The following is a 25,078-nucleotide window of genomic DNA, read 5'->3' on the forward strand; positions in this document are numbered from 1 at the left end:
GGGGGGGATGTGTTCATTACATTTCCTGTGCTTTTGGCATGAATCCATCAATAGTAGCAGGCTCACTGGATTGGTTTAGTTTGCAGCCGTCACATCACTACTGCGACACGCAATCATTTCATCGAGGAATCCGTTGCTTCGGGCTGTTTTCGATAGTATTGATAACGTCATCATCATTATTTTATCGAGGCTTAAGATGTCCATCCGTTCTGCCCGCAAAGCCGATTGTGCTGCAATTGCGGAAATTTATAACCACGCTGTACTGCATACGGCAGCTATCTGGAACGACCAGACTGTGGATACAGATAACCGCATTGCCTGGTTTGAAGCACGAACTTTATCGGGTTATCCGGTGCTGGTGAGCGAAGAAGATGGCGTAGTTACAGGGTATGCCTCGTTTGGTGACTGGCGTAGTTTCGACGGTTTTCGCCATACCGTGGAACATTCGGTTTATGTCCATCCGGATCATCAGGGCAAAGGTCTTGGGCGAAAATTGTTACGCGCGTTGATTGATGAAGCGCGGAACTGCGGTAAGCATGTGATGGTTGCCGGCATAGAATCACAAAATCAGGCGTCGTTGCATCTGCACCAGTCGCTGGGATTTGTCGTCACAGCGCAAATGCCCCAAGTTGGTACTAAATTTGGTCGCTGGTTGGATCTCACCTTTATGCAATTGCAGCTTGACGATCGTAGCGAACCGGACTCACTTGGATGAATCAGTCGCTTACCCTTGCCTTTTTGATCGCTGCCGGGATTGGTCTTGTGGTGCAAAACACATTGATGGTACGCATCACCCAGACATCCTCCACCATTCTCATCGCCATGCTGCTGAACTCACTGGTGGGGATTGTGCTGTTCGTGTCTATTTTATGGTTTAAGCAAGGAACAGCAGGCTTTGGCGAACTGGTGTCCAGCGTGCGCTGGTGGACTCTAATCCCTGGTTTGTTGGGATCGTTTTTTGTTTTCGCCAGTATCAGCGGATATCAGAATATTGGCGCGGCAACGACCATTGCGGTACTGGTCGCCAGTCAACTTATTGGTGGTCTGGTGCTGGATATTTTCCGCAGTCATGGCGTACCACTTCGGGCGCTGATTGGCCCAATTTGCGGGGCAGTTTTGTTGGTAGTTGGCGCCTGGCTGGTGGCCAGACGCACGTTTTAATCAGAGGATGGTGCCGCCTTTGGTTAATTGTTCGTGGCGCGCCTCCATATCTTCTTTATGCTTGCGTCCGTGATGAGCGATTGCGGTACGCAAACGCTGCTGCTGTGTGTAGCGATCTTCCCGGCTTAACTCTGCGTCATCACTCAGGGCGATTAACAACTCGTTCATATGGGCAATGACGCTCTCCTCAATCGCGGCATCCACGCGCGCGATGACTTCATCCAGATGCGACATACTTTCTCCTCAGCCACTTGTGAAATTTATCGATTCACTCAAATGATATAAGTCTGCGTTGTGCCGTCAAGCCAGCGTGTAAGATTTAAAATAGTGAAAACAGTAGCGCCACCGGAAAACTCATTGGCCATGTAATCCCCACCAGAAAGGCGCTCAGAAAGCGAATGCTCTTCTTATCGTGGGAAAGAAACCAGGTAATGAGAAAGGCGATTGCTGCCATGGCAGCATAAAAAACAAGCATATATTGATAAAGAGACATGTATGGGCGTCCAGCCAGATGAATAAAACGCGCGCAAATATGCGTCATTTCTTGATGTGTATCAAGTTTTCAGTCCATTTGAGATAAATTCAATAACCTACGGCATGTTCTTGTCCATCTTCAGAATAAGTATGATTGCGGATTTTCTTAACCCGTACTATACACATAAGGGTTATGACAAAAGGTGGCAAAAATGAACGTTTCCAGTAGAACTGTAGTGCTGATAAATCTCTTTGCTGCTGTTGGGTTGTTTACTCTTATCTCTATGAGATTTGGATGGTTTATCTGATGTAGCAAAATTGCACGCAGTACGCACTGTCAGAGAAAAATCAACTCTCTGACAGTGCGTTAGATCTTCTCACAATCTCCAGATTTACAACATTATCCTTAATGTTTAACCATTACGTGGCGTACTACGGTGTAATCTTCCAGCCCATAAAGTGACATATCTTTGCCATAACCTGAAAGTTTCTGCCCGCCGTGCGGCATTTCACTCACCAGCATGAAATGGGTATTAACCCAAGTGCAGCCATATTGCAGACGTGCGCTGACGCGGTGCGCTCTACCCACATCTTTCGTCCATACTGAAGAAGCTAAGCCATACTGGCTGTCATTCGCCCAGTTAACTACTTGCTCTTCGTTGTCGAAGACCGTCACGCTGACTACCGGCCCAAATACCTCTCTTTGGACGATAGCATCTTCTTGTAACGCACCAGCCAGCAGTGTAGGCGCATAATAATAACCATTACCCTGCCGCTTTTCACCGCCGGTGATCACCTTAATGTGTCCCGTCGCCTTCGCCTCTTCCACCGCCCGGCTGACGCGTTCGAGATGCGCCAGTGAACTTAACGGGCCAAGCTCTGTGGATTCATCACCCGGCGCGCCTGATTTCAACGTTGCCACTGCGGCACCGAGTTTTTCTACCAGCACGTCGTAAATGCCTTTTTGCGCGTAGATACGGCAGGCAGCAGTACAATCTTGCCCGGCATTGTAATAGCCAAATGTACGGACACCTTCGACAACCGCTTCAACGTCAGCATCATTAAAGACAATCACTGGCGCTTTACCGCCAAGTTCCATATGAGTGCGCTTGATGGACGGTGCCGTATGACTGATGATGTGCTCACCAGTGGCGATAGACCCCGTCAGCGACACCATGCGCACTTTTGGATGTCCGGTCAGCGGATCACCCACCGTTTTGCCTCTGCCAAACAACACGTTAATCACGCCTGCCGGGAAGATATCTTTCGCCAGTTCTGCCAGCTTCAACGCTGTTAGCGGGGTGATTTCTGATGGTTTAAGCACCACGCAGTTCCCTGCCGCCAGCGCCGGAGCCAGTTTCCACGCTGCCATCATCAGCGGGTAATTCCACGGCGCGATAGAAGCCACAACCCCCAACGGATCGCGGCGGATCATCGAAGTATGACCTTCAAGATATTCGCCAGCCGCCAGACCGTTCAGGCAGCGCGCCGCACCGGCGAAAAAGCGAAAGACATCGACAATCGCCGGAATTTCATCATTGAACGCACTATGCAGCGGTTTGCCACAATTACGGGACTCCAGTTCGGCAAAAACCTGACCATTTTCTTCGATAACATCCGCCAGTTTCAGCAGGCATTCCGCACGCACTTTCGGCGTGGTTTGCCCCCATTCGGCAAATGCTGCATCTGCCGCGCGCACAGCAGCATCGACCTGCTCTGCGGATGCCTCGGCAATCTCCAGTAAAACGTCCCCCGTTGCCGGATTATAGACAGGCTGTTTTTCCCCTTCGCCGCTAACCAGTTCTCCGTTAATCAGTAACTTATGTTGCATAGCATATTCCTGTATCAGTGGTTATTGACCATTGTCGCCTTCGCGGGTTAGCCACCAGGCCCCCAGGATCGGCAAGGTTGTTACCAACATAACCAGCAGTGCCACCACGTTGGTTACCGGTACATCACGCGGTCGCCCAAGCTGATTGAGCAACCACAACGGTAACGTTCGTTCATGACCTGCCGTAAAAGTCGTAACGATGATTTCATCGAACGACAAGGCAAACGCCAGCATTCCTCCTGCCAGTAACGCCGAACTAAGATTCGGCAACACAACGTAGCGGAAGGTTTGCCAGCCATTGGCCCCAAGATCCATTGACGCCTCAACCAGACTCCACGAGGTGCGGCGAAAACGGGCGATGACATTGTTAAACACCACCACTACACAAAAAGTCGCATGACCGACTACGATGGTGAAAAACCCCGGCTCCAGATTGATAGTTTTAAACGCGGTTAATAACGCCAGGCCTGTGACAATGCCCGGCAGCGCAATGGGCAGCAGCAATAACAGCGAAATGGCGTTTTTGCCGAAAAAGTCTCGTCTCCAGAGCGCGGCGGCGGCCAGCGTCCCTAATACCAGCGCAATTAATGTCGCCAGCGTCGCCACTTTAAGTGACAGTGTCACGGAATCAAGAATATCACTACGCTGTGCTGCCACGCTAAACCAGTGCAGCGTCAGACCTTGCGGTGGAAAACTAAACGCCGCATCTTCAGTGTTAAAAGCATAGGCCGCGATAATCAGGATGGGAAAATGGAGGAAAACCACGCCGCCCCAGGCCGCCAGTTTGAGGAAAAACGGTGCGCGCTCAGAGTGCATCGAACGCTCCCAGACGTTTCACGAACGCCAGATACAGTGCGATCAAAACAATCGGCACCAGGGTGAACGCTGCTGCCATCGGCATATTGCCAATCGCGCCTTGCTGCGAGTAAACCATGTTGCCGATAAAATACCCCGGCGGGCCAACCAGCTGCGGGACAATAAAATCGCCCAGCGTTAGCGAGAAGGTAAAAATAGAGCCGGCTGCAATGCCAGGGATCGCCAGCGGTAACACCACATAACGGAAGGTTTGCCGTGGACGTGCGCCTAAATCCGCTGAGGCTTGCAAAAGTGACGAGGGCAAACGCTCCAGCGCCGCCTGCACCGGCAGAATCATGAACGGCAGCCAGATGTAGAGAAACACCAGAAAGCGTCCCAGTCCGGAAGTTGACAGTGTATTACCACCCACCGCCGGTAGCGTGAGAAACGCAGTTAATAACGGTTCCAACCCCAAATGCTGTAAAAACCACTGCGCCACGCCATCTTTCGCCAGCAATAACGTCCAGGCATAGGCTTTGACGATATAGCTCGCCCACATCGGCAACATTACCGCAATGTAAAAAAACGCTTTCATCTTACCGCTGGTGTAGCGCGCCATATACCACGCCATCGGAAAGGCCAAAAAAGCACTGGCGATGGTCACAGCAACTGCCATTGTTAACGTGCGCAGAATGATGTCGTAATTGGCCGGATTAAACAGCGCGCGGATATTCGCCAGTGTCAGTTCCGGTGTTACCGACATGGTGAAATCATCAAAAGTATAAAAGCCCTGCCATAACAGCGTCAGCAGCGAACCGAAATAGACGATGCCAAACCACATCAACGGGCCAAGCAGCAGCAAAAACAGCCCCAGCCCCGGATTCCGCCAGAAGAAACCTGACACCTTGCCCAGACCTGGACGTGAAGGTGATTGCAATACGTTCATCGCCATTCACCTCTCCTCAACCAGCGGCACCATCACATCGCGCGCCCAGGAAACCATCACCTGTTGTCCTGGAGTAAGCGTAGCGGGGAGTTCTTCCCCCGTCATATTTGCCTGACTTACCAGCAGTTTTTCACCGCCGCTCAGTGTCAGTTCAAAACGGGTCGCCGCGCCCTGATACTGCACCGCCTGGATCGTGCCATTAGCCTGCACTTCGCCAGGTGTATTGAGGCGAATATGTTCCGGGCGCAATGCGAAGCTACCCATCATTCCGCAAAGTTTCTCTGCCATCAGCGCATCAAAAACGTTGGATGTACCGACGAATCCGGCAACAAACGGCGTGCGCGGGCGCATGTAGAGATCACGTGGTGAATCGACCTGCTCAATGCGACCGTTGTTGAACACTGCCACACGGTCGGACATTGATAATGCTTCCCCCTGATCGTGGGTGACGAAGATAAACGTGATGCCGAGAGATTGTTGCAGCTTTTTCAGCTCAAGTTGCATCTGCTCACGCAACTTGAGATCCAGCGCGCCGAGTGGTTCATCCAGCAATAATACGCGTGGTTCATTTACTAATGCTCTGGCGATAGCAACCCGCTGGCGCTGACCACCAGAAAGTTGTGACGGCTTACGTTGCTGAACAAAACCAAGCGCCACTTTTTCCAGCGCCTCTTGCGCCATGATGTAACGCTTTTTTTTCTCCACACCTTTGACCATTAACCCGTAGGCCACGTTATCGAGAATCGACATATGGGGAAACAGCGCATAGTCCTGGAAAACGGTATTAACATCCCGCTCCCACGGTGGCAGATTGCTGGCGGGTTTACCAAAGATAGCGATCGCCCCGCCGGAAAGTTGTTCAAATCCGGCAATCAGGCGCAGGCAGGTGGTTTTGCCGGAGCCGGACGGCCCCAGCATTGAAAAGAACTCACCATCTTTTATCGCAATACTGACGCCATCTACCGCGCGCACGTCACCGTACAACCGCGAGACGTTGTCAAACTCCACTGCGTACGTCATAAAACACCTCAGCGAAGTTAGCGACCGCCCATAATGGCAATGTAATCCTGCGTCCAGCGACTGTAGGGAACAAACTTGCCCCCTTCTGCTATAGGCGTTTTCCAGAAAGCAATTTTATCGAAATAGTTAAAACCGTTGGTCTCACAGCCTTTTTCGCCTAATAACGGACTGGCTTTACATCCTTCCGGCACTACCGGCAATGAGCCAAACCAGGCTGCCACATCACCCTGCACTTTTGGCGTTAATGACCAGTTCATCCATTTGTAGGCGCAAACCGGATGTTTCGCTTCGCTATGCAGCATGGTGGTATCAGCCCAGCCGGTAACCCCCTCTTTCGGGAATACTGTGGCGATTGGTTGGCCTTCGGCTTTCAACGCGTTGGCCTGATACGGCCAGGCACTAGAAGCAACCACACCCTCGTTTTTGAAATCGCTCATTTGCACGGTGGTGTCATGCCAGTAGCGATGTATCAAACTATGTTGATCGCGCAGCACTTTCAGCACCGCCTGGTACTGTTCTTCGGTAAGTTGGTACGGATCGCTGATGCCCAACTGCGGCTGCGTAGCTTTGACGAACAACGCGGCATCGGCAATATAAATGGGGCCATCATAGGCCTGTACCCGACCTTTATTACTCTTGCCGTCCGGCAGATTCTGCTCAACAAAAACCACTTGCCAGCTATCCGGCGGTGTCGGGAAGGTTTTGGCGTTGTACATCAACAGGTTAGGCCCCCACTGATACGGCGTACCATATACTTTACCGCCAACGTTAAACCAGTCGCCTTTTACTACACGCGGATCGAGTGTTTTCCAGTTAGGAATTAGCGCGGTATTAATCGGCTGCACGCGTTTACCCATAATCAAACGCAGCGAGGCATCGCCGGACGCCGTGACCAGATCGTAACCCCCTTTGGTCATCAGACTGACCATTTCATCGGAAGTCGCGGCGGTTTTCACATTTACCGCGCAACCTGTCTCTTTTTCGAATTGCGTTACCCAGTCGTATTGTTTATCAGTTTGTCCGCGTTCGATGTATCCCGGCCAGGCAATAATATCCAGTCGCCCTTCCGGTTTATCTAAATTGGTAGGCGGTTCGGCGGCGTGAGCGGTCATTATAGTCATGGTGAGCGCACACAGGCTGCTGCGGGCAAATGTCTTGCTCATAAGGTCTTACTCCTGTCGTAATTAATTGTTCAGCCGCCGTGCCGTAAAAATATCTCCTTGTTTAACCATAGACGGCGGCTTGCAGGCACACCTTCACCCCTGAGAAAATTTAATCAGGTTGTGAGCTAACGCGCATTATGCCGTCTGTGAAGCTATCTTCTGGAGTATAGACAAGGGGTTACGAAATATGGCTTCTATTCGAAATTCATATTACCCAACCTGAGAGGAATTAAATTGAAAGTTACTTCAGATGTTCTTGAATAAGTTTGCCTAATTCTTTTACTGCCTGTTCTTCGCGCTCTCCCCATTGCCACGCGGTATTAAAACGGAAAAAACGCGACCAGCGTTCGCCAGTAGAAAACATTTTACCCGGCGCAATACTGATGTGATGCGCCAGTGCCGTCAGACTTAATTCGCCTGCATCTAACGGTTCGGGAAGTTCCAGCCAGAGAAAATAACCACTGTCGTTATGGTGTATTTTCACCTCCGCAGGCAGGTAACGCAGCAGCGCCTGCCAGGCGCGTTGTTTGCGTTCCGCAAGCTGACGACGTAGACGACGCAGATGCGCATCGTAGCGGCGTGTAGAAAGGTAATCCACCAGGGCAAGCTGCATCGGTGAACTGGTGGAAAGTGTACTCATCAACTGCAAACGTTGGATTTTACGCGCATGTTTTCCTGCGGCGACCCAACCGATGCGAAAACCTGGCACCAGGCATTTGGAGAATGATGAACAATGCAGCACGCCATCGTGGCGATCCCACGCTTTTGCGGGCAGCGGTTTTTCCCGTCCGAAGTAAAGTTCGCTGTAGACGTCATCTTCAATCAGCATCACGTTGTACTGACTAAGGAGTTCTACCAGCCGCGCTTTTTTCTGTGGCGTTAAGGTAAAACCGAGCGGGTTCTGGCTGTTGGTCATTAACCAGCACGCTTTCACCGGATACTCTTGTAACGCCAGTTCAAGCGCCTGAAGGTCGATCCCTTCGTTAACATCCGTCGCTACCGATAACGCCTTCAGCCGTAACCGCTCCAGCGCCTGCAACGCGCCGTAGAAACAAGGATTCTCGACAATCACCCAATCACCCGGCTCGGTTACCGCTTGCAAACTGAGGTTTAATGCCTCTAACGCCCCGGCGGTGATGACGATTTCATCGGGCGAAATTGTGATGCCCTGTAAGGCATAGCGACGAGCAATAGCCTGACGAAGCTCAGCATTCCCTGGAGGTAAGTTTTCAATCACGCTCATCGCCGTTGCGGTTTTGCTTACCTGTGCCAGGGAGCGATTGAGTTGTTGAAGCGGAAACAAGCGCGGATCGGGAAAAGCGGATGCAAACGGCACCACTGAAGGATCGCGACTGGCCTGCAACATGTCAAAAATATAAGTATTGATATCGACTGTTTCATCACGTGTGACTGGAACGACTGGGGCTTTCGGCATTTTTAATGCCTGTGGTGCAACGTAATAACCCGACTGCGGTCGCGCGATAATATGCCCCTGACTTTCGAGTAACTGGTAGGCATGGCTGACGGTCATAAAGCTCATACCAGAAAGCGCCACCTGTTCACGCAACGAAGGCAAACGATCGCCGGGTTGCCAGATGCCCGACGCAATCTGCTCGCGTAATTGTTCTGCCAGTTGCTGGTATTTTTTCATTATCGGATCGTTTTTATGTGCAGATGATCCGGCAGTCTATATCAGTTGTTAAAAATGACAACTTTTCGTTAACTGTAATTAAACCATCACCAGCGATAACTCTTTGCCCAGAGCTTTAGCCGCAAGCTGGACGGCGTCGATTTTTGTCGCGTGGTGCAAATCAAACAAGCGGGTGATCTCCTGCTTAGGTTTACCAATTCGCTTCGCCAGCTCTTGCTGAGTAATGTCTGACTGCAAAAAAGCATTTAACAGCAATACTTTAGAGGCAACGCTCAAAGGCACTTCAATAAAGTGATCGTGACTATTTAATGGCGAAGGTAACGGGATAAGCTCGTTGTCTTCAAAATAAAAATCAAATGCGATCAGTAAAGCATCTTTTGCCGCTTCCATCGCTTCAGCGACAGTTTCGCCCTGGGTCAACGCTTGAGGGATATCCACAAAAGAAACCATATAACCGCCTTCCGGCGCGGGTGTAAGAGTGACGGGATAACGCATAATTTCGACTGTCTCTCGCATGTCATTAACCTTTTAATTGGCGATTAACTCAAACCGAGTTGTTTCAGAATTGCTTTCTTTAATCTCTTCACTTGGGTGACGCGGCATGACACTGCGCCTCCCGTGAAACCTGAGTTTTAAATGGTTGCTGCCATTCGCTACATCGACGCCCTGAGAGTCGAGCCAACGTCTGAACTCGCTTTGTTTCACATCGCCTCCCTGCCGCTGAGTATATCAACAAAGTAAACATTAATGTTTACCTCCGTGTGTAATTTGCTCGAAAATAGCACTTAATCGCCGCAACGGCAGAATGCGATGCCAAATAAGGAAGGCTGATTCCAGAATTTCTTTGCGCTAATTTGCAAAACTGAATAATAACATCAAGAAACTATCGGCATCATAGCGGCAAAAGGTAAGAAAAAGGTGTCGGGATGTTTACGAAGGCGTTAGCGGTTGTCTTATTAACGTGTGCGCTGTTCTCTGGACAGTTGATGGCAGGACACAAAGGACATGAATTTTTGTGGGTAAAAAATGTGGATCATCAACTGCGTCATGAAGCGGACAGTGATGAATTGCGCGCCGTTGCGGAAGAATCGGCAGAAGGTTTGCGCGAGCATTTTTACTGGCAAAAGTCACGCAAACCAGAAGCGGGACAGCGTTGAGTCGGTTGTTGCCGGATACGGTATGAACGCCTTACCCGGCCTGTAATATCTGCAAATTCAATAAGTTGTTAACAGGTCTGAAAATTTGCGTTTTACCCTTTTCGCTTCGGCAATGTTTTCATCAGTTCATCCGGGCTTACGGAGGCGACAACACTCCCCGGTAACGGCATTTTCAGAATGTGATTTTTGATTTTGCCAATGACGTGCATCTCACACGGCCGGCAATCAAACTTTAGCGTTAACACTTCATCGCCGTTAACCAGTTGCATTGGCGTTGCTTTCCAGCTTTTGATATTGCCTTTCGCCTGTTTCGGGCACAGATTGAAGGCAAAGCGCAGACAATGCTTGGTGATCATTACCGGCACTTCGCCCTTCTCTTCATGCGCTTCATAGGCAGCATCAATCAGTTGCACACCATAGCGATGATAAAATTCACGAGCTTTCTGGTTGTATACGTTCGCGAGGAAACTCAAATGCGTTTGCGGATAAACTGGCGCAGGGTCAGCAACCGGTTTACGACTACCGCGCTGATAACTGGCAAGACGCGCAGCATCCAGCATTTCAGCAGCCTCACGGCGGAACTGATTTAACAGACTGTTTGGCACAAACAGCGCCCCCGGCAAATTAATTTGCACATCGCGGGCGTAATAGATGGTTTGCCCAAGCTTCGACAATCCCTCTTTCAGATTGAGGAGTGCTTTTTCGGCGTTATTCGCTTCGTCGAACTGCCCGTCCAGCGTATGAGTGATACTGACGCCCTCTTCACTGGTCAGAGTCAGAATCAGTTGTTCCTGCCAGCCGCCCAGTTCAATGTCTACCGCCACCCGACGTTCGCTGGAGGTTTTGGTCAACGCCTGCTGCCAGTTATGGTCGAGGTTGCGATTAAGCGGATGGTGCGGGCGAATTTTGTGCAGCTCCACTGGCATCTCATTTGGCCAGACGCGGTACTGATTTTCCCCAGTTTTCTCTACCGTGTTGGCACGAAAGCCGACGACTTCACGCTTAATCATTACGTTCAGTCCATCGCCGTTAGCCAGCGGTTCGGTAACCTCAACATCAAGATGATCTTTCGCCACTTTCAATACTTCACCCACCGGCAGGCCGATAAATTTCGGTGAATCGAATGCGCCAATATCGCCTTTACGCGCGTTAACAAAGTAGTCGGTGCTGCCACGATGGAAGGTTTTTTCTGTCGACGGTACGAAGAAGTGCTCAGTACGACCGGATGAAGCTCGCGCCAAAAAGCTACGTTCTTCAATAATGGCATCCAGCATCTGGCGATAGTGGGCGGTGATATTCTTCACGTAGCTCATATCTTTGTAACGCCCTTCAATCTTGAAGGAACGCACGCCTGCATCAATCAAAGCGCCCAGGTTGGCAGTCTGATCGTTATCTTTCATCGACAGCAGGTGTTTTTCATAGGAAACCACCCGCCCCTGATCGTCTTTCAATGTATATGGCAAACGGCACGCCTGCGAGCAATCGCCACGGTTGGCGCTACGCCCTGTTTGCGCATGAGAAATGTAGCACTGACCGGAATATGCCACGCACAGTGCACCATGAATAAAGAACTCAATGGTCGCGTCCGTGGCCTGATGAATCGCACGGATCTGCTCAAGATTCAGCTCTCGCGCCAGCACAATCTGCGTAAAACCGACGTCCGAAAGAAACTTCGCTTTCTCTACAGTGCGAATATCACACTGCGTACTGGCGTGCAGTTCAATCGGCGGAATATCAAGTTCCAGAATCCCCATATCCTGAACGATCAGTGCATCAACGCCTGTCTGGTAAAGGTCGGTAATCAGTCGCTGCGCCGGTTCCAGTTCATCGTCATGCAAAATGGTGTTAAGCGTGACGAAAATTTTTGCACCATAACGATGGGCAAATGGCACCAGCTCGGCAATATCTTTCAGGCTATTACTGGCATTATGACGGGCACCAAAACCAGGTCCGCCGATATAAACAGCATCGGCACCGTGCAAAATAGCTTCGCGGGCAATGGCGGCATCGCGTGCCGGGCTTAACAGTTCAAGACGATGAGAAGATACGGTCACTTTCTTATCCAGTAGCTGAAAAATGGCGGCTATTTTAGCCACAAGCGCGACGTTGCGAAATAGTTTTCCCGCTTAACTACGCGGGTAATGGATGAGGGAATGAAAATGTACGGTTTGCTCCCCACAATTACGATAGACATGCCTGACGTCGGCAGCAAAACGAACACCTTCTCCACAATTAAGACTACGCCATTCACCATCAACGCACAGATCAAGCTGTCCATCAATGACGACAACATGCTCAATTACCCCTTTTTCGTGCGGCGTCGATTCGCTTATTGCACCGGGTGCCATCTGAATCGAGAAGTGTTCAAAGCAGAGTTGCGGATCATAAGGAAACAGCGAAGTGATCACCATTGCCTGCTGTTGTGGATCATAAACTGATGGCGTAATGGTCTGCGGCGGCGAAATAAATGTCGAAAATGGCACGTTCATCCCGGTGGCAATTTTCCAGAGTGTCGCGACCGTCGGACTGGACTCATTGCGCTCAATCTGCCCTAACATGGCTTTAGAAACGCCCGTGGCGTCTGCCAGTCGCGAAAGACTCCAGCCTCGCTGCTGACGAAGATGTTTAAGCGTAGTGGATAAAAAGCGAGCGAGATTTTCCATGCGACTCCTCCGGCAAAACAGGAGTTTATCACTTGTGCGTTATAATGGACAGATGCTACGGTGCCTGTACGCTATAACGCACGAGGTGACTATGCGTCTGTTTTCTATTCCTCCCCCCACGCTACTGGCGGGGTTTCTGGCGGTATTGATTGGCTACGCCAGTTCAGCAGCAATAATCTGGCAAGCGGCGATTGTCGCCGGAGCAACCACTGCACAAATCTCCGGCTGGATGACGGCGCTGGGACTGGCAATGGGAGTCAGTACGCTGGCGCTGACATTATGGTATCGCGTGCCTGTTCTCACCGCATGGTCAACGCCTGGCGCGGCGCTGTTGGTCACTGGTTTACAGGGGCTAACACTTAACGAAGCCATCGGCGTTTTTATAGTCACCAACGCATTAATTGTCCTCTGCGGCATAACGGGACTCTTTGCTCGTCTGATGCGCATTATTCCGCACTCGCTTGCGGCGGCAATGCTTGCCGGGATTTTATTACGCTTTGGTTTACAGGCGTTTGCCAGTCTGGATGGTCAGTTTACGTTGTGTGGCAGTATGTTGCTGGTATGGCTGGCAACCAAGGTCGTTGCACCGCGCTATGCGGTAATTGCCGCGATGATTATTGGGATCGTGATCGTTATCGCGCAAGGTGACGTTGTCACAACTGATGTTGTCTTTAAACCCGTTCTCCCCATTTATATTACCCCTGAATTTTCGTTTGCTCACACTTTGAGCGTTGCACTCCCCCTTTTTCTGGTGACGATGGCATCGCAAAACGCACCGGGTATTGCGGCAATGAAAGCGGCCGGGTATTCGGCTCCGGTTTCGCCACTGATTGTATTCACTGGCTTGCTGGCGCTGATTTTTTCCCCTTTCGGGGTTTATTCCGTCGGTATTGCGGCAATTACTGCCGCTATTTGCCAAAGCCCGGAAGCGCATCCGGACAAAGATAGGCGTTGGTTGGCTGCCGCCGTTGCGGGCGTCTTTTATTTGCTTGCGGGTCTGTTTGGTAGCGCCATTACCGGAATGATGGCAGCCCTACCGGTTAGCTGGATCCAGATGCTGGCTGGTCTGGCGCTGTTAAGCACCATTGGCGGTAGTTTGTATCAGGCGCTACATAATGAGCGTGAGCGCGACGCTGCTGTGGTGGCATTTCTGGTAACAGCGAGCGGGCTGACATTGGTTGGGATTGGTTCGGCGTTTTGGGGATTAATTGCCGGCGGCGTCTGTTACGTGGTGTTGAATTTAATTGCTGACAGAAACCGATAATAAGAAGCGCCATCTTACGATGGCGCAACTGGCATTACTTTTTGTTAACGTCAAACATGGTGGCATCGGTCGCCATGTCATCAATAACTTGCTTAATATTTTCGAAAGCCATTGGCGTACTTTCGTTATTCAGGTCTTTACCTTCGCCCTGACGAACGACTTTGATAACAGGTTTATTGGTAGCCGCATCAATCAGTTCACCTTCAAAGTACAGGCGGGTATCCATGGTACGGTGACCGGTTGCCATTTGTGTTCCCGCTACCACTAATGCAACAGGAACCACTTCATAGAATTGCAGTCCTTCTTTACTAGTATCAACACCAGTAATAGCACCACGGAAAATCAGACTACGCGGGCCAGCAGTGGTAACCAGTGGTTTGCGCTGCGCAATCGCTTCTTTCATTTCGGTATTGGTATAACTCAAAATTCTATCCAATACTTTCTGCCCTACCTGAGTAGAAGGTTTCGGCACCGGATAATAAGTGATTGGATTCCAGACAATACTGTCATATTTACTTTGGTCGAAATCAGGGGAAACCCAGCGTAAAACGGGTTTACCTGTTGCCGATGTTGTTTCTTGAAGATCAGAGTAATTCTTTAAAAAGCCAGAGTATTTATCCGGCTGGGTGATTTTAGAGGCACAGCCGGACAGAGCCAACAAGCCGCATAAAGCTGCAACTTTCGCAATTGATGTGGTACGCATGAATAGTTTCCTGAGATGATTATATTACTTTTTAAGTTATAGCAAAAAGCACCGCTTCGTGTTGTGGCAAAAAAAGTGTTGGCAGAAATAAATTTATCGACCCCTTTTTCGACAATATAGTCAATGCTGAAAAAGGAGCTGAGTCAATCATCATTGATTTATTTTCAGAGACTTGAGGCGATAAAAAAGCACATCCGCTGTGACTTATTTCACATCATCCTGCTAAAAAATATGCTTACCGAATAGATCAACAGGCAAACTTCTTACGTTGATCCTTTTCAGGTCATTTTTTACGTGCCAGCATAGTAGCGAAACGCAGTTTAATACGATTACCGTTGGCATCGGTGCGGTGTAATTCACCGACATCTTCATTGTATTTCAATAAATCCCAGCCTTCATAATAACGACGTAGCTCTCCCTCTTTGAAGGCAAACGGAAAGCCGACGGTACATGGAAAATCAGTAGTATCCATCGCAGCCACAATCAGGTTGTAACCGCCAGGTTTAGTGCAACGTTGCATATTGCCAATCAGCCCTGGGATGGTTTTCGCCTCCAGGAACATCAGCACCACAGTAGAAAGAATAAAATCGTACTGTCCATCAAACGTGAGGCTATTCAGATCGACAACCTGAGTACGTAAATTTTCCAGATTTTCAATGGCTTTAATGCGCTCAACGTTGGCAATACTCATGGCATTTTTATCCCATGCGTCAACATCATAACCATTGGCTGCAAGGTAAAGACTGTTACGACCATTGCCACAGCCCAAGTCCAGCGTTTTCCCCGGTTTAACGATTTTCACCGCTTCCAGAACTTCGGAGTGTGTGCGGGTTAATTCGTATTTGTTAGTAAAGTAGTTTTCGTCACGAATGATCATTCTTTGTCCTCGGATTTCATTAAAACGGCGCGCTCAGTTCTGATTAACAATTTTCCCTGCATCAGAAGCGCGAAAGTACGGATGAGCAGTAATGCAATAATAAAATTGGTAAAGATAAACAACGGCACCGCCAGCGTATGGAAAAAACCATTATCGCTACCGCTTCCCAGATGCAAACCGGTGGTAGCCAGCGCGGAAACACCGAACGAAAAACTCCAGAATGAGGCATTAAACGGCTGTGAGAGATACCACGGCATCAGGCGCAGCATAAACAGTAATTGCAGCAGCCCATAGCCAAAGAGCATTTTCGCCAGCGTGTCCCCCTCGCCGCCGTTGACGCTTAACCAGGCACTACAGGCCACCAGAGCCGGAGCGAGTTGAATGCCAAGCGATGTCCGCAGCGCCGTGGGTAATTCTCCCGAGCTGCGCAGTCGTTGAAGGATCACCGGTTCAAGGCTTAACCAGGAGAAGACGCCAGCGCCTAAAAATACCAGTCCGGCATCGGTATAACCCAGCGCACCGCAGGCCATCGCGCTGATAAAGTTATTGGCAACAGTAGGCAAATAAAGCCCTGGTGTCGTCGCTTCTTCTGGGTGAGAACCGCGCCATAATCCGGCAGTTTGCCAGGCAGCGTAAACCAGTTGAATCACTACCCCAACGCTGAACAGACATACTGCCAGCGGGCGAAACCACGGGACAAAACCAATCGCCACCAGCATCGTCGTTGCCGGAAACAAGCTCACAAAACTGCTCATCACCGGATGGCGAACTTCCGCCAGCACGCTTTGCGGAAAGCGCATCAGTCGGGTAATGAATGCGGTGGTCAATAATCCCCAGATGATCATCGCCAGAATCACCAGCCCATCCCCCAACCAGTGACTAACCTGCCAAACCTGGCTGGCATAGCGCCAGGCAAATCCCATCCCTATCGTCCCCAACACAATGCCAAAATAACCTGCCGGTAAATTGAGCACTTTATCGCTCTGCATCTTGTTACTCATTTTGTTTAATTTATAAAGTATATTTGAAATGCATTTTATGGAAATTTCTCAAACATAGCCAGAGTCGCAGAATTTGCTACGGTTATAGTAAGTCACCTGCGGGAAAACGCTATGCGCAAATATCGTCTAAGTGAAGAGCAACGAGCCTTTAGTTATCAGGAAGATGGCTTCAAAAAAAGTGTGCTATTACGGCAGATTATTGCCATAGCCGATTTTAATGATGTGATAGCAGGGACGGCTGGTGGTTGGATCGATAGCGAAACTGTGCTGGCGCAGGAAGGTAATTGCTGGATTTACGACCAGAATGCTCTTGCGTTCGGCGGAACGGTGATTTCCGGTAATACGCGTATTACCGGCGCCAGCGTGCTATGGGGAGAGGTTTGCACGACGGATAACACCTGGATCGATAACAGTGAAATCAGCCAGGGCGTCCATGTAAGTGACAGTGTCACCATTCGTGATTCAATAGTTTGCGGTCAGTGCAGAATTTTTGGTCAGGTCTGTATCGATCAACATTCAATGATCGTCGCCACACAAGGCTTAACGCCCGACCACCATCTTCTGCTACAAATTTATGACCGCTCCAGCGTCAGCGCCTCACGCGTTGTCCATCAGGCGCAAATTTATGGCGATGCCGTCGTCCGCCATGCTTTTATTGAGCATCGTGCCGAAGTTTTTGATTTTGCGCGTATTGAAGGTAATGAAGAAAACAACGTCTGGCTGTGCGACTGTGCGAAAGTCTACGGTCACGCACGTGTGATTGCCGGAACTGAAGAAGATGCGATTCCAACAATTCATTACAGCTCACAGGTGGCGGAATATGCCATTGTAGAAGGCAATTGCGTGTTAAAACATCATGTCCTGATTGGCGGAAATGCCGTTGTGCATGGCGGTCCGGTTCTACTTGACGATCACGTTATAATACAAGGAAAGAGCCGTATTTCAGGTGCGGTAATGATTGAAAACCATGTGGAGATAACCGACCACGCCGTCGTTGAAGCCTTTGGTGGCGACACCATTCATGTCCGTGGTCCAAAAGTCATTAACAGTGAGGAACGTATTACGCGAACGCCGCTGGCTGGGTTATTGTGAATCGATAATGCGCGCGTATAAATTCACATCATCATAGACATCATTCAGGAACTCAGCCTGTTTCAGGCAACCTTCCAGGCTAAAACCATTGCGCAAGGCAACCTGGTTGCTTTGCGGGTTGTCCACCCGACATTTGATCACAAAGCGTCTAAGTTCACCAGACTGGGCGTAATGGTGAATCAATGCCTGTAGCGCCTGAGAAATGATCCCCTGTCCCTGATGGGATTCGTCCAGCCAGTAGCCGATTTCGGCGGTTTTATTTAGCGGTTCAATTCGATTAAAAGAGATAACGCCGACGAGTTCATTTTCTTTGAAGATCATGAACATTTTGGCGTAACCGCGTTGATGCAACATCATATTACCCTGCACCGTTTTTCGCGTGTCCTCTTCGCTGTGAACAAACTGCGGCCAGTTTAGCGACTGCTGTAACCAGTTTTTATTTTTGCAGGTTAACTGATAAAGAGGTGTGACGTGACTTTCTGCAACGGCATGTAATTCAAGTGAGTCGCTTACTTTTATCGTTTCAGTCATCTTATCTCCTGTTACTCTTTGCAGTCGTTAAAAAGCCGCCTGGCAGGCGGCTTAGGAAAGTTTACACCTCTTTGACGCTCTCCTGTTGCAGGATTTTAAGCATCTCATCCTTCATTTGTAATTTCTGTTTTTTCATGCGAGCGACTTCCGCATTGTATCCTCGACCGTCAGAGCCTTCCTTTCTGGCAATTTCATGATCAAGTTTATTATGTTTATCAAACAAGGACATAAAGCGAGGATTTTCGTTTTTCAGACGGGATATTAAATCTCGATATTCTGGAAACATACGCACTCCCTGTTAGTGGCTGACAACGTGTATATGGAATATACAACATCAGATTACCCATTTAACTTGAGGAAAAATGCGAGCGGGATCGTGTTTAACCAGACGGCACCCTCCCGGAAGAAGGTGCCTAAAAAATGAAGATTAGTTCATCACGCGATCGTCAACATACTGGCGCTTATCCGGTGCTGGAGGGAAATACTGATACAGCCATGTTTCACTGATGGCATCGCCCTGGCAGCGCAAATACATACGCATATCGACCGGATCAGTTGAGTCCGAAGTCGGATACCAGTCAAACTGAATACGGTAACCATCAATCGGCTCAATGTAGAGAATTTCTATTTGTTTCGCTTCACCACTGGAAAGTGTGATAACAGGCTCAATCCCTTTCGGCGCAGCCGCTTTCAGATCACCACCGACAAAATCGACGGCAAAACGACGAGCCCATTTTTCCGGATAATGTTCACCTGGCGCCCAGCCTTCCGGGAAGCCTCCCATGCCGGTACGCGTCGCCATAACTCGTGCTAATGGACAATGAACGGGAGGCTGTGCACTCCAGTAAAGACGATACTGAAACGCCAGTTCGTCGCCCGCTTTGATTGCTTTCTCTGGTTGCCAGAAACAGACAATATTATCCAGCGTTTCTCCCGTCGTCGGGATCTCCATCAAACCGATAGTGCCCTTACCCCACTTGTTACGCGGTTCCACCCACAGACTTGGGCGTTTGTTATACCAGCCCATAATGTCCTGATAATGGGAGAAATCACGATCCAGCTGCAACAAGCCAAACCCTTTTGGATTGTTATCGGTATAGGCATTGAACTGCAATTTCTGCGGATTATTCAGCGGACGGCAGATCCACTCGCCATTGCCCCGCCACATGGAAAGACGGTCGGAATCATGGATTTGCGGATGAATGGTGTCGCACATACGACGTTCGTTAGTCCCGCAACTGAACATACTGGTCATCGGCGCGATGCCCAGTTGTTTAATGTCTTTACGCGCATACAGGTGATTTTCGACATCCATAATCACCTGGTTCTTCTCACAGTGGATGGTGAACTTGTAAGCACCAGTAATGCTGGCGCTATCGAGCAACGCATAAACGGTAAAAGTGGTCGCGCCAGGTTTTACCGTATCGAACCAGAAGGCGGTAAAGTCGGGGAACTCTTCTTTGCTGTCGGTGTAAGTGTCGATCGCCAGACCACGCGCCGACAAACCATATTGATAAGTGTCATCAACGGCACGGAAATAACTGGCACCGAGGAAAGAAACCACGTCGCGGCGCGCCAGCTCCGGTGCTTTAAATACACGGAATCCCGAAAAACCGAGATCGCTTTGCCCTTCTAATTGTTTGGTATCAACACCCGCATCGTTGTATTTGAACAACTCCGGACGGAAGTGTATTTCGCGCGCCAGATGTGTTGCTGGATCAACAGAGAACATGCGAACTCGGCGACGGAATCCCATCCCCATATGGAAGAACTGAGCGTCCAGCTGGCGATTCTCAACGTTATGCCAGAGTGATTTTTCGGCGTCATACTGAATGCTGTTATAAGCCTGCGGCGTCATCGTCGCCAGCGTATCGGGTAACGGACGCGGCGCACCACGCCACGCTGTTTGCGCTAAGTCGTGCGCCATTGACTGTAAAATAGAGAAGTCAAAACGCTGGGTTTGCCCGTCGGCAATATCAGATTCTGCTGCGAACGCAGCCTGAGAAAAAAGAGAAGCAATGCCGCTAGTCCCGCACACGGCGGCCATAGCCATTGAACCTTTAATAAATCGTCTACGATCCATACCTGAAAGTGAGTCCTTCTGGTGTAGTGAATGGTCCCGCGCTGGTCGTATTCAGCGGCAAGAAAATGCTTATTAATGACCGCTCACTCTAGACAATATTTATTAATAATCCAATTGTTGAACTCAGAGAATATGCATAAATCGGCAATTTTTTTCTGTCGATGGGATGAGCCTGATTCGTTTGTAAAATCAGGCAAATTTTTGCAAAGTCGGTTGGACAGAATTTAAAGCAAACCACAGCGGCGTTTACTGCGTTCTTCCGCTTCCTGGTACAACTGAAACTCATCAAATACCGGACACCCCAGCGCCAGTTCAAAAGCCTCCCGGCTGGCATTACCGTGACTGCGCATTTGCGTTTCATTACCCAGATTCGACTGGAAGATCCCCGCAGCACTAACCGGCAGGAAATCCTCATAGGTAATAGGTTGCGCCACTACCCAACCACGTTCGATCAAAGGTTGTGGATCGTCACCGGGATGGATCGCCTGACGATGCGCCTCACCCGATGGCGTCAGACGATAGCGAAACCATGCCAATCCCTGCTGGCGCATCAGAAATTCACTGTCCGGGAAGGCGCTGAAGGTTTCCTGCAAATGCAGTTGGTGAGTGAGATTATCCTGTCCGATTCCGGCGTTACGCAGAAGCTCATCATACAGTTGCCGTCCTTTCGGCGTTAATGCCACACCACGTTGCTCTATCTCACCAAAGCGTGCGGTATGCGTTCCCTGCTTTTGCCCTGCAAACAACACGGTCTCTTCCAGCGCCTTAAAACTGGTCTGGCGCAGTAAAATCGGCACCTCGCGGCGCGGCGGCCCTTCGATCAGAATTTTGGGTTCAATACCGCATTCGGGCATCATCGACTGCACCCGGTCAATGTCGAGCGTGCGTGGCGTCAGGTGGTTAATATGGCAGCCAGGAAAACAGACCACATCAGCAATCAGTCGATGTTCGTTGTGCAACGCGCGATAGGTTTCTTCATCTACTGTTGCTGACTGATGCCAGCGAAACGTCTCCAGGACTTCCTGCACAAACTCCCGCGCCTGAGCTTTGCTAAAGCCGCCCTCCCGATCATATACATCTAACAGTTGCCGACAACGCGGGGTAAAGATATCGCGCTGATGTAAAATCTCCGCCGCCTTCTGGCGCAAGGTTTCGTTTTCGATGAGTTCAAGGCGAAGTAATGAGGTAAAAACCCGGAAAGGATTACGCGCCAACGAGGCATCATCGATAGGACGAAATGCTGTGGAATGTACCGGCACGCCCGCCTGCGAGAGATCGTAATAACTGACCGGATACATCCCCATAATGGCAAATATCCGCCGTAGAGTGGCAAGCTCTTGTGCGGTGCCGACGCGAATCGCCCCATGACGTTCAACGTTAAGTCGCGCCAGTTCGTCCGCATTTACCATTTTTTCATGCAATTGGGGATTGTTTTCCAGCACAGACAGATTGACGTCAGCCACCAGTTCCAGCAGCGTACCGTACTGTGGAACTTCTTGCTGATACATGGCTGACATAGCCTGCGAAAACTGTTCCCGAATCTCATCCGCCGTGATGCTGTTCGCCATAATCTCTGCCTCCAGTGGTCAGTAATCTGGAGTGTAGGTAACCACATTTACTCTGGTGGGAAGAATTTACAAACTGTGATCTCCCCACGAAATCAGTAAAACCACGCCTGAAAACGTAACAAAATTGCTTTATATGTTAATAATATTTTGCAATCAAGTTATCATAATCAAACAACTTCACTTGTCAGCGGCACCGCTTCGTTTTTAACATCGCTTATGGAAAAAAATAGTCTGTTTAGTCAGCGCATCCGTTTGCGCCACCTTCATACTTTCGTAGCTGTCGCACAACAAGGAACTTTGGGGCGCGCGGCTGAAACCCTTAATTTGAGTCAACCTGCGCTCTCTAAGACATTGAATGAACTTGAACAATTGACAGGCACCCGCTTATTTGACCGTGGACGTCAGGGCGCGCAGCTCACCTTACCCGGTGAGCAATTTTTAACCCATGCAGTCAGAGTGCTTGACGCCATCAACACCGCAGGTCAGGCGCTTAATCGTAAAGAAGGGCTTAACAATGATGTTGTAAGGGTTGGTGCGTTACCCACTGCTGCACTGGGGATCTTGCCTTCCGTTATTGGTCAGTTTCATCAGCAACAAAAAGAGACCACTCTGCAAGTTGCCACCATGAGTAACACCATGATTCTGGCAGGCTTAAAAACGGGAGAAATTGATATCGGTGTTGGCCGGATGTCAGATCCTGAACTGATGACCGGGCTTAATTACGAATTGCTGTTTCTCGAATCGCTGAAATTGGTTGTCCGGCCTAATCACCCGCTTCTTCAGGAAAACGTGACGCTAAGCCGGGTACTGGAATGGCCGGTTGTCGTATCGCCGGAAGGCACTGCGCCCCGCCAACATTCAGATGCGTTAGTACAAAGCCAGGGCTGCAAAATTCCTTCGGGTTGTATTGAAACGCTTTCAGCATCACTTTCGCGTCAGCTTACGGTTGAATATGACTATGTGTGGTTTGTCCCTTCTGGCGCAGTAAAAGACGACCTGCGTCATGCCTCGCTGGTGGCGCTGCCTGTTCCGGGACATGGCGCAGGCGAACCGATTGGAATACTGACCCGCGTAGATGCAACGCTCTCTTCCGGCTGTCAGCTAATGATTAACGCAATTCGGAAATCAATGCCATTCTGAAAGGTGAAGGGATCTTGCGATCCCTTCTTTGACATTATCACGCCGTTGCCAAACTAACCGAGTTGCCTGCCCCTCGTTGATCCACAGGTAACGATTGTTTCTTCAGGCGGAATACATCCACAGCCTCAGTTAATCGTGTCGCCTGCTCTTCAAGCGACACCGCCGCTGCAGACGCCTCCTCCACCAGAGAGGCATTCTGTTGTGTTACTTTATCCATTTCAGAAATCGCCTGGCTAACCTGCGTTATTCCCCTGCTTTGCTCATCCGAAGCAGCGGCAATTTCCTGCATAATATGTGTGACGCTCGCCACTGCATCCACAATGGCACTCATCGTTTTACCTGCTGTTGCCACTTCATCAGCCCCTTGTCCAATCAACTCAACTGATTCGCTGATTAAGCCTTCAATTTCTTTCGCTGCCTGGGCGCTGCGACTGGCAAGTGTACGCACTTCGCTGGCAACAACCGCAAATCCGCGACCTTGCTCACCAGCTCGCGCGGCTTCAACGGCGGCATTGAGCGCCAGAATATTTGTCTGGAAAGCAATACTGTTGATCACGGCGGTGATTTCGGAAATTTTTTTCGAGCTACTGGAGATATCGCCCATCGTTTTCACCACGCCGGAAACTGTCTTCCCGCCATCGCTGGCTTTAACGGAAGCCTCTTGTGCCAGACGGCTCGCGTGGTGTGCATTATCCGCATTCTGTTTCACCGTCGCGGTGAGTTGCTCCATGCTGGCAGCGGTTTGTTCAATCGCCGCCGCCTGTTCTTCAGTGCGTGAAGAAAGGTCAGCATTGCCAGCGGAAATTTCGCTGGTGCCGCGATAAATCTCCTCCGCCCCCTGGCGTACCGTCCCGACGGTCATCACCAGCGAATGCTGCATTTTCTGTAGATGGCGGCTCAAACGTCCAATTTCACTGCGCCCCGTCGGTTCGTCGTTCATTGTCAGATCGCCACTGGCGATTTGTTCAATACGGTGCGCGGCATGTTGCAGAGGTCGAATCACAATCCGACGCAAAACAATGAAGGTCATCAGCGTCATGACCAGGGCAAGCATAAACGCACCTATCATAAACATCACACCCAGTCGAGTGCGCTGATGCGCCTGCTCCGCCAGGTGGTTCGCTCTGGCGCTACGTATTTCAACGGCTTTGTTTAATATATGGGTATAAGTATTATCCAGCGTTCGGATATGCTCACTTTCATGATTAATAATCGCTTCAAACATGCCATTTTTGGCATATTTCAGCATAGGCTGGAGGCCAGTTATATAAGCCTGAAAACGTTGATTTAATTCAGCGTTCAGAGCTTCATCTGCAGCCGTTTTCACCTGGCGATTCTGGTAAGTACGATAACCTTGCTGCGATTGTTTAATCTGCAATTCCGCTTGTGCGATATTTCGCTTCATCTCTTCCATTTCTGCGATACGGCTCGCCGCCCCGGCCTGAATCATATTGATCCGGGCTGAACGCAGATAATCAGAGCTATTTGCCAGACCGGTGCGAGTCTGGATCTCCGCAGTAGCGTCACGCTGATCGCGGTCAGCCTGCCAGAGAAAATACCCAGCCAGAGCTGAACTCAGGGCAAAAAGAAGTAATATGCCGCCCAGAATAAAGGCAAATAACGGAACTAACCTGATGTGATGTAAAAAACCTAAGCGGTGTGAGGGTGTTGTATGCATGGCCGTTGTCTCTCTTCCAGATTTACTCCCGAGAGAGAATCATCGGCAATCGATGGTAATTGCTTACTGCCAAAAACGTTTTCACTTCACATTTTGACAACATTTTATGCGTTAAGAGATCATCGGGCGCCGCAATCAATAGGCTGGCGAATAAGAATGCTTTGTGAGGTATATTGCGTGAAATTCTGGAAAGCGTTACACAATTCCGTAAAGTGATTATTTCCCTGCTAAGAGAAACTGCATAGGATGATCGCGGGTGCCTGAGACTTTCTGTTTTCAG

At 49.8% G+C, this 25,078-nt stretch carries 26 protein-coding genes and 1 pseudogene; 7 read left to right on the forward strand and 20 right to left on the reverse strand.

The genetic code is table 11. From position 1 onward, the window contains the following. Positions 1-196 precede the first annotated feature (196 nt). Together EQY_RS0102535 and EQY_RS0102540 are read left to right on the forward strand one after the other, a co-directional pair. Entirely contained in the window at positions 197-715 is a 519-nt protein-coding gene (locus tag EQY_RS0102535; RefSeq protein WP_010347329.1) for a GNAT family N-acetyltransferase, read from the forward strand. Then, complete coding sequence (locus EQY_RS0102540) at positions 712-1,161, forward strand: DMT family transporter (protein ID WP_001076554.1); 450 nt, start codon at positions 712-714, stop codon at positions 1,159-1,161. The genes EQY_RS0102535 and EQY_RS0102540 overlap by 4 nt, the downstream gene beginning before the upstream one ends. On the opposite strand, the gene ydcY is transcribed toward EQY_RS0102540, so the two are convergent. Both ydcY and EQY_RS0102550 read right to left on the reverse strand, forming a co-directional pair. Further along, entirely contained in the window at positions 1,162-1,395 is a 234-nt protein-coding gene (gene ydcY, locus EQY_RS0102545; RefSeq protein WP_000018633.1) for a DUF2526 family protein YdcY, read from the reverse strand. It abuts the gene before it with no gap. 85 nt (positions 1,396-1,480) lie between these two features. Continuing rightward, the gene (locus tag EQY_RS0102550) at positions 1,481-1,654 is read right to left on the reverse strand and encodes a GhoT/OrtT family toxin (RefSeq protein WP_000061189.1); all 174 of its coding nucleotides are present in this window, start codon (positions 1,652-1,654) and stop codon (positions 1,481-1,483) included. Between the two features lie 193 nt (positions 1,655-1,847). On the opposite strand from EQY_RS0102550, the gene yncL reads away from it, so the two are divergent. Next, on the forward strand, positions 1,848-1,943 hold the full coding sequence (yncL, locus tag EQY_RS24145; protein ID WP_071598995.1) for a stress response membrane protein YncL: 96 nt from the start codon (positions 1,848-1,850) through the stop codon (positions 1,941-1,943). Positions 1,944-2,041: 98 nt separating this feature from the next. On the opposite strand, the gene patD is transcribed toward yncL, so the two are convergent. The 8 genes and pseudogenes from patD to EQY_RS0102595 all read right to left on the reverse strand — a co-directional run bounded on the left by patD (position 2,042) and on the right by EQY_RS0102595 (position 9,746). Beyond that, positions 2,042-3,466, reverse strand: a complete 1,425-nt coding sequence (patD, locus tag EQY_RS0102560; RefSeq protein ID WP_001163889.1) for an aminobutyraldehyde dehydrogenase — start codon at positions 3,464-3,466, stop codon at positions 2,042-2,044. Between the two features lie 21 nt (positions 3,467-3,487). Beyond that, complete coding sequence (locus EQY_RS0102565) at positions 3,488-4,282, reverse strand: ABC transporter permease (protein WP_000555452.1); 795 nt, start codon at positions 4,280-4,282, stop codon at positions 3,488-3,490. Further along, positions 4,272-5,213 carry an ABC transporter permease gene (locus tag EQY_RS0102570; protein ID WP_001251309.1) on the reverse strand — a complete coding sequence of 314 codons (942 nt, stop codon included), beginning with the start codon at positions 5,211-5,213 and terminating at the stop codon, positions 4,272-4,274. The genes EQY_RS0102565 and EQY_RS0102570 overlap by 11 nt, the downstream gene beginning before the upstream one ends. After that, positions 5,214-6,227: an ABC transporter ATP-binding protein gene (locus tag EQY_RS0102575; protein ID WP_000220384.1), complete on the reverse strand. Its 1,014-nt coding sequence runs from the start codon at positions 6,225-6,227 to the stop codon at positions 5,214-5,216. 17 nt (positions 6,228-6,244) lie between these two features. Further along, positions 6,245-7,390 (reverse strand): putative ABC transporter substrate-binding protein YdcS, encoded by a 1,146-nt coding sequence (gene ydcS, locus EQY_RS0102580; RefSeq protein WP_000047453.1) that lies wholly within the window; start codon positions 7,388-7,390, stop codon positions 6,245-6,247. A 241-nt stretch (positions 7,391-7,631) separates the two neighbouring features. Beyond that, complete coding sequence (locus tag EQY_RS0102585) at positions 7,632-9,041, reverse strand: aminotransferase-like domain-containing protein (protein ID WP_000760661.1); 1,410 nt, start codon at positions 9,039-9,041, stop codon at positions 7,632-7,634. Positions 9,042-9,119: 78 nt separating this feature from the next. Beyond that, positions 9,120-9,536 (reverse strand): type II toxin-antitoxin system antitoxin HicB, encoded by a 417-nt coding sequence (gene hicB, locus EQY_RS0102590; protein ID WP_077629631.1) that lies wholly within the window; start codon positions 9,534-9,536, stop codon positions 9,120-9,122. 44 nt (positions 9,537-9,580) lie between these two features. After that, positions 9,581-9,746, reverse strand: a pseudogene (locus EQY_RS0102595) (type II toxin-antitoxin system HicA family toxin). 221 nt (positions 9,747-9,967) lie between these two features. Here EQY_RS0102595 and EQY_RS0102600 point away from each other — a divergent pair. Continuing rightward, positions 9,968-10,198, forward strand: coding sequence for a DUF2554 family protein (locus EQY_RS0102600; RefSeq protein ID WP_000494236.1), 231 nt, complete (start codon positions 9,968-9,970; stop codon positions 10,196-10,198). Between the two features lie 92 nt (positions 10,199-10,290). Here the strand turns inward: EQY_RS0102600 and rlhA are convergent, their stop codons facing one another. Beyond that, positions 10,291-12,252, reverse strand: a complete 1,962-nt coding sequence (gene rlhA / locus EQY_RS0102605; protein WP_024212373.1) for a 23S rRNA 5-hydroxycytidine C2501 synthase — start codon at positions 12,250-12,252, stop codon at positions 10,291-10,293. 72 nt (positions 12,253-12,324) lie between these two features. Then, positions 12,325-12,861 (reverse strand): helix-turn-helix domain-containing protein, encoded by a 537-nt coding sequence (locus EQY_RS0102610; protein WP_000429135.1) that lies wholly within the window; start codon positions 12,859-12,861, stop codon positions 12,325-12,327. 52 nt (positions 12,862-12,913) lie between these two features. Here EQY_RS0102610 and ydcO point away from each other — a divergent pair, with 52 nt between their 5' ends. Beyond that, positions 12,914-14,125, forward strand: a complete 1,212-nt coding sequence (gene ydcO, locus EQY_RS0102615; RefSeq protein ID WP_071987904.1) for a BenE family transporter YdcO — start codon at positions 12,914-12,916, stop codon at positions 14,123-14,125. A 34-nt stretch (positions 14,126-14,159) separates the two neighbouring features. Here ydcO and EQY_RS0102620 read toward each other — a convergent pair whose 3' ends face one another. From EQY_RS0102620 to tehA, 3 genes are all read right to left on the reverse strand, one after another. Continuing rightward, positions 14,160-14,828 (reverse strand): DUF3313 domain-containing protein, encoded by a 669-nt coding sequence (locus tag EQY_RS0102620; protein ID WP_001261028.1) that lies wholly within the window; start codon positions 14,826-14,828, stop codon positions 14,160-14,162. 283 nt (positions 14,829-15,111) lie between these two features. Further along, on the reverse strand, positions 15,112-15,705 hold the full coding sequence (gene tehB / locus EQY_RS0102625; RefSeq protein WP_000586748.1) for a tellurite resistance methyltransferase TehB: 594 nt from the start codon (positions 15,703-15,705) through the stop codon (positions 15,112-15,114). Beyond that, entirely contained in the window at positions 15,702-16,694 is a 993-nt protein-coding gene (gene tehA, locus EQY_RS0102630) for a dicarboxylate transporter/tellurite-resistance protein TehA (protein WP_001190280.1), read from the reverse strand. Before tehA ends, tehB begins: the two co-directional genes overlap by 4 nt. 123 nt (positions 16,695-16,817) lie before the next feature. On the opposite strand from tehA, the gene ydcK reads away from it, so the two are divergent. Further along, positions 16,818-17,798 carry a YdcK family protein gene (ydcK, locus tag EQY_RS0102635; protein WP_001234027.1) on the forward strand — a complete coding sequence of 327 codons (981 nt, stop codon included), beginning with the start codon at positions 16,818-16,820 and terminating at the stop codon, positions 17,796-17,798. Here ydcK and rimL read toward each other — a convergent pair. The 4 genes from rimL to hglS all read right to left on the reverse strand — a co-directional run bounded on the left by rimL (position 17,790) and on the right by hglS (position 21,980). Further along, complete coding sequence (gene rimL, locus EQY_RS0102640) at positions 17,790-18,329, reverse strand: 50S ribosomal protein L7/L12-serine acetyltransferase (protein WP_000140870.1); 540 nt, start codon at positions 18,327-18,329, stop codon at positions 17,790-17,792. The two genes, ydcK and rimL, sit on opposite strands and share 9 nt — an antisense overlap. A gap of 61 nt (positions 18,330-18,390) precedes the next feature. Then, complete coding sequence (locus EQY_RS0102645; RefSeq protein ID WP_010351400.1) at positions 18,391-18,615, reverse strand: HP1242/YdcH family protein; 225 nt, start codon at positions 18,613-18,615, stop codon at positions 18,391-18,393. Positions 18,616-18,756: 141 nt separating this feature from the next. Beyond that, the gene (opgD, locus tag EQY_RS0102655) at positions 18,757-20,412 is read right to left on the reverse strand and encodes a glucan biosynthesis protein OpgD (protein ID WP_000375981.1); all 1,656 of its coding nucleotides are present in this window, start codon (positions 20,410-20,412) and stop codon (positions 18,757-18,759) included. A gap of 224 nt (positions 20,413-20,636) precedes the next feature. Continuing rightward, positions 20,637-21,980, reverse strand: coding sequence for a 2-oxoadipate dioxygenase/decarboxylase HglS (hglS, locus tag EQY_RS0102660; RefSeq protein WP_000013827.1), 1,344 nt, complete (start codon positions 21,978-21,980; stop codon positions 20,637-20,639). Positions 21,981-22,196: 216 nt separating this feature from the next. Here hglS and EQY_RS0102665 point away from each other — a divergent pair, with 216 nt between their 5' ends. Next, positions 22,197-23,120 (forward strand): LysR substrate-binding domain-containing protein, encoded by a 924-nt coding sequence (locus EQY_RS0102665; RefSeq protein WP_000414570.1) that lies wholly within the window; start codon positions 22,197-22,199, stop codon positions 23,118-23,120. 37 nt (positions 23,121-23,157) lie between these two features. Here EQY_RS0102665 and EQY_RS0102670 read toward each other — a convergent pair whose 3' ends face one another. After that, positions 23,158-24,798, reverse strand: coding sequence for a methyl-accepting chemotaxis protein (locus EQY_RS0102670; RefSeq protein ID WP_000557614.1), 1,641 nt, complete (start codon positions 24,796-24,798; stop codon positions 23,158-23,160). Positions 24,799-25,078 lie beyond the last annotated feature (280 nt).

Source organism: Escherichia sp. TW14182, assembly GCF_000208525.1.
GTDB lineage: Bacteria > Pseudomonadota > Gammaproteobacteria > Enterobacterales > Enterobacteriaceae > Escherichia > Escherichia ruysiae.

Coding starts and splice junctions, on each gene's coding strand:
- EQY_RS0102620 (WP_001261028.1), bottom strand. CDS start 14,828: ATGCGTACCACATCAATTGCGAAAGTTGCAGCTTTATGCGGCTTGTTG.
- rimL (WP_000140870.1), bottom strand. CDS start 18,329: ATGACTGAAACGATAAAAGTAAGCGACTCACTTGAATTACATGCCGTT.
- EQY_RS0102670 (WP_000557614.1), bottom strand. CDS start 24,798: ATGCATACAACACCCTCACACCGCTTAGGTTTTTTACATCACATCAGG.
- ydcS (WP_000047453.1), bottom strand. CDS start 7,390: ATGAGCAAGACATTTGCCCGCAGCAGCCTGTGTGCGCTCACCATGACT.
- ydcY (WP_000018633.1), bottom strand. CDS start 1,395: ATGTCGCATCTGGATGAAGTCATCGCGCGCGTGGATGCCGCGATTGAG.
- yncL (WP_071598995.1), top strand. CDS start 1,848: ATGAACGTTTCCAGTAGAACTGTAGTGCTGATAAATCTCTTTGCTGCT.
- patD (WP_001163889.1), bottom strand. CDS start 3,466: ATGCAACATAAGTTACTGATTAACGGAGAACTGGTTAGCGGCGAAGGG.
- tehB (WP_000586748.1), bottom strand. CDS start 15,705: ATGATCATTCGTGACGAAAACTACTTTACTAACAAATACGAATTAACC.
- hglS (WP_000013827.1), bottom strand. CDS start 21,980: ATGGCGAACAGCATCACGGCGGATGAGATTCGGGAACAGTTTTCGCAG.
- EQY_RS0102540 (WP_001076554.1), top strand. CDS start 712: ATGAATCAGTCGCTTACCCTTGCCTTTTTGATCGCTGCCGGGATTGGT.
- EQY_RS0102645 (WP_010351400.1), bottom strand. CDS start 18,615: ATGTTTCCAGAATATCGAGATTTAATATCCCGTCTGAAAAACGAAAAT.
- EQY_RS0102610 (WP_000429135.1), bottom strand. CDS start 12,861: ATGGAAAATCTCGCTCGCTTTTTATCCACTACGCTTAAACATCTTCGT.
- EQY_RS0102570 (WP_001251309.1), bottom strand. CDS start 5,213: ATGGCGATGAACGTATTGCAATCACCTTCACGTCCAGGTCTGGGCAAG.
- tehA (WP_001190280.1), bottom strand. CDS start 16,694: ATGCAGAGCGATAAAGTGCTCAATTTACCGGCAGGTTATTTTGGCATT.
- EQY_RS0102535 (WP_010347329.1), top strand. CDS start 197: ATGTCCATCCGTTCTGCCCGCAAAGCCGATTGTGCTGCAATTGCGGAA.
- EQY_RS0102600 (WP_000494236.1), top strand. CDS start 9,968: ATGTTTACGAAGGCGTTAGCGGTTGTCTTATTAACGTGTGCGCTGTTC.
- EQY_RS0102550 (WP_000061189.1), bottom strand. CDS start 1,654: ATGTCTCTTTATCAATATATGCTTGTTTTTTATGCTGCCATGGCAGCA.
- ydcK (WP_001234027.1), top strand. CDS start 16,818: ATGCGCAAATATCGTCTAAGTGAAGAGCAACGAGCCTTTAGTTATCAG.
- opgD (WP_000375981.1), bottom strand. CDS start 20,412: ATGGATCGTAGACGATTTATTAAAGGTTCAATGGCTATGGCCGCCGTG.
- EQY_RS0102575 (WP_000220384.1), bottom strand. CDS start 6,227: ATGACGTACGCAGTGGAGTTTGACAACGTCTCGCGGTTGTACGGTGAC.
- EQY_RS0102665 (WP_000414570.1), top strand. CDS start 22,197: ATGGAAAAAAATAGTCTGTTTAGTCAGCGCATCCGTTTGCGCCACCTT.
- ydcO (WP_071987904.1), top strand. CDS start 12,914: ATGCTACGGTGCCTGTACGCTATAACGCACGAGGTGACTATGCGTCTG.
- hicB (WP_077629631.1), bottom strand. CDS start 9,536: ATGCGTTATCCCGTCACTCTTACACCCGCGCCGGAAGGCGGTTATATG.
- EQY_RS0102585 (WP_000760661.1), bottom strand. CDS start 9,041: ATGAAAAAATACCAGCAACTGGCAGAACAATTACGCGAGCAGATTGCG.
- EQY_RS0102565 (WP_000555452.1), bottom strand. CDS start 4,282: ATGCACTCTGAGCGCGCACCGTTTTTCCTCAAACTGGCGGCCTGGGGC.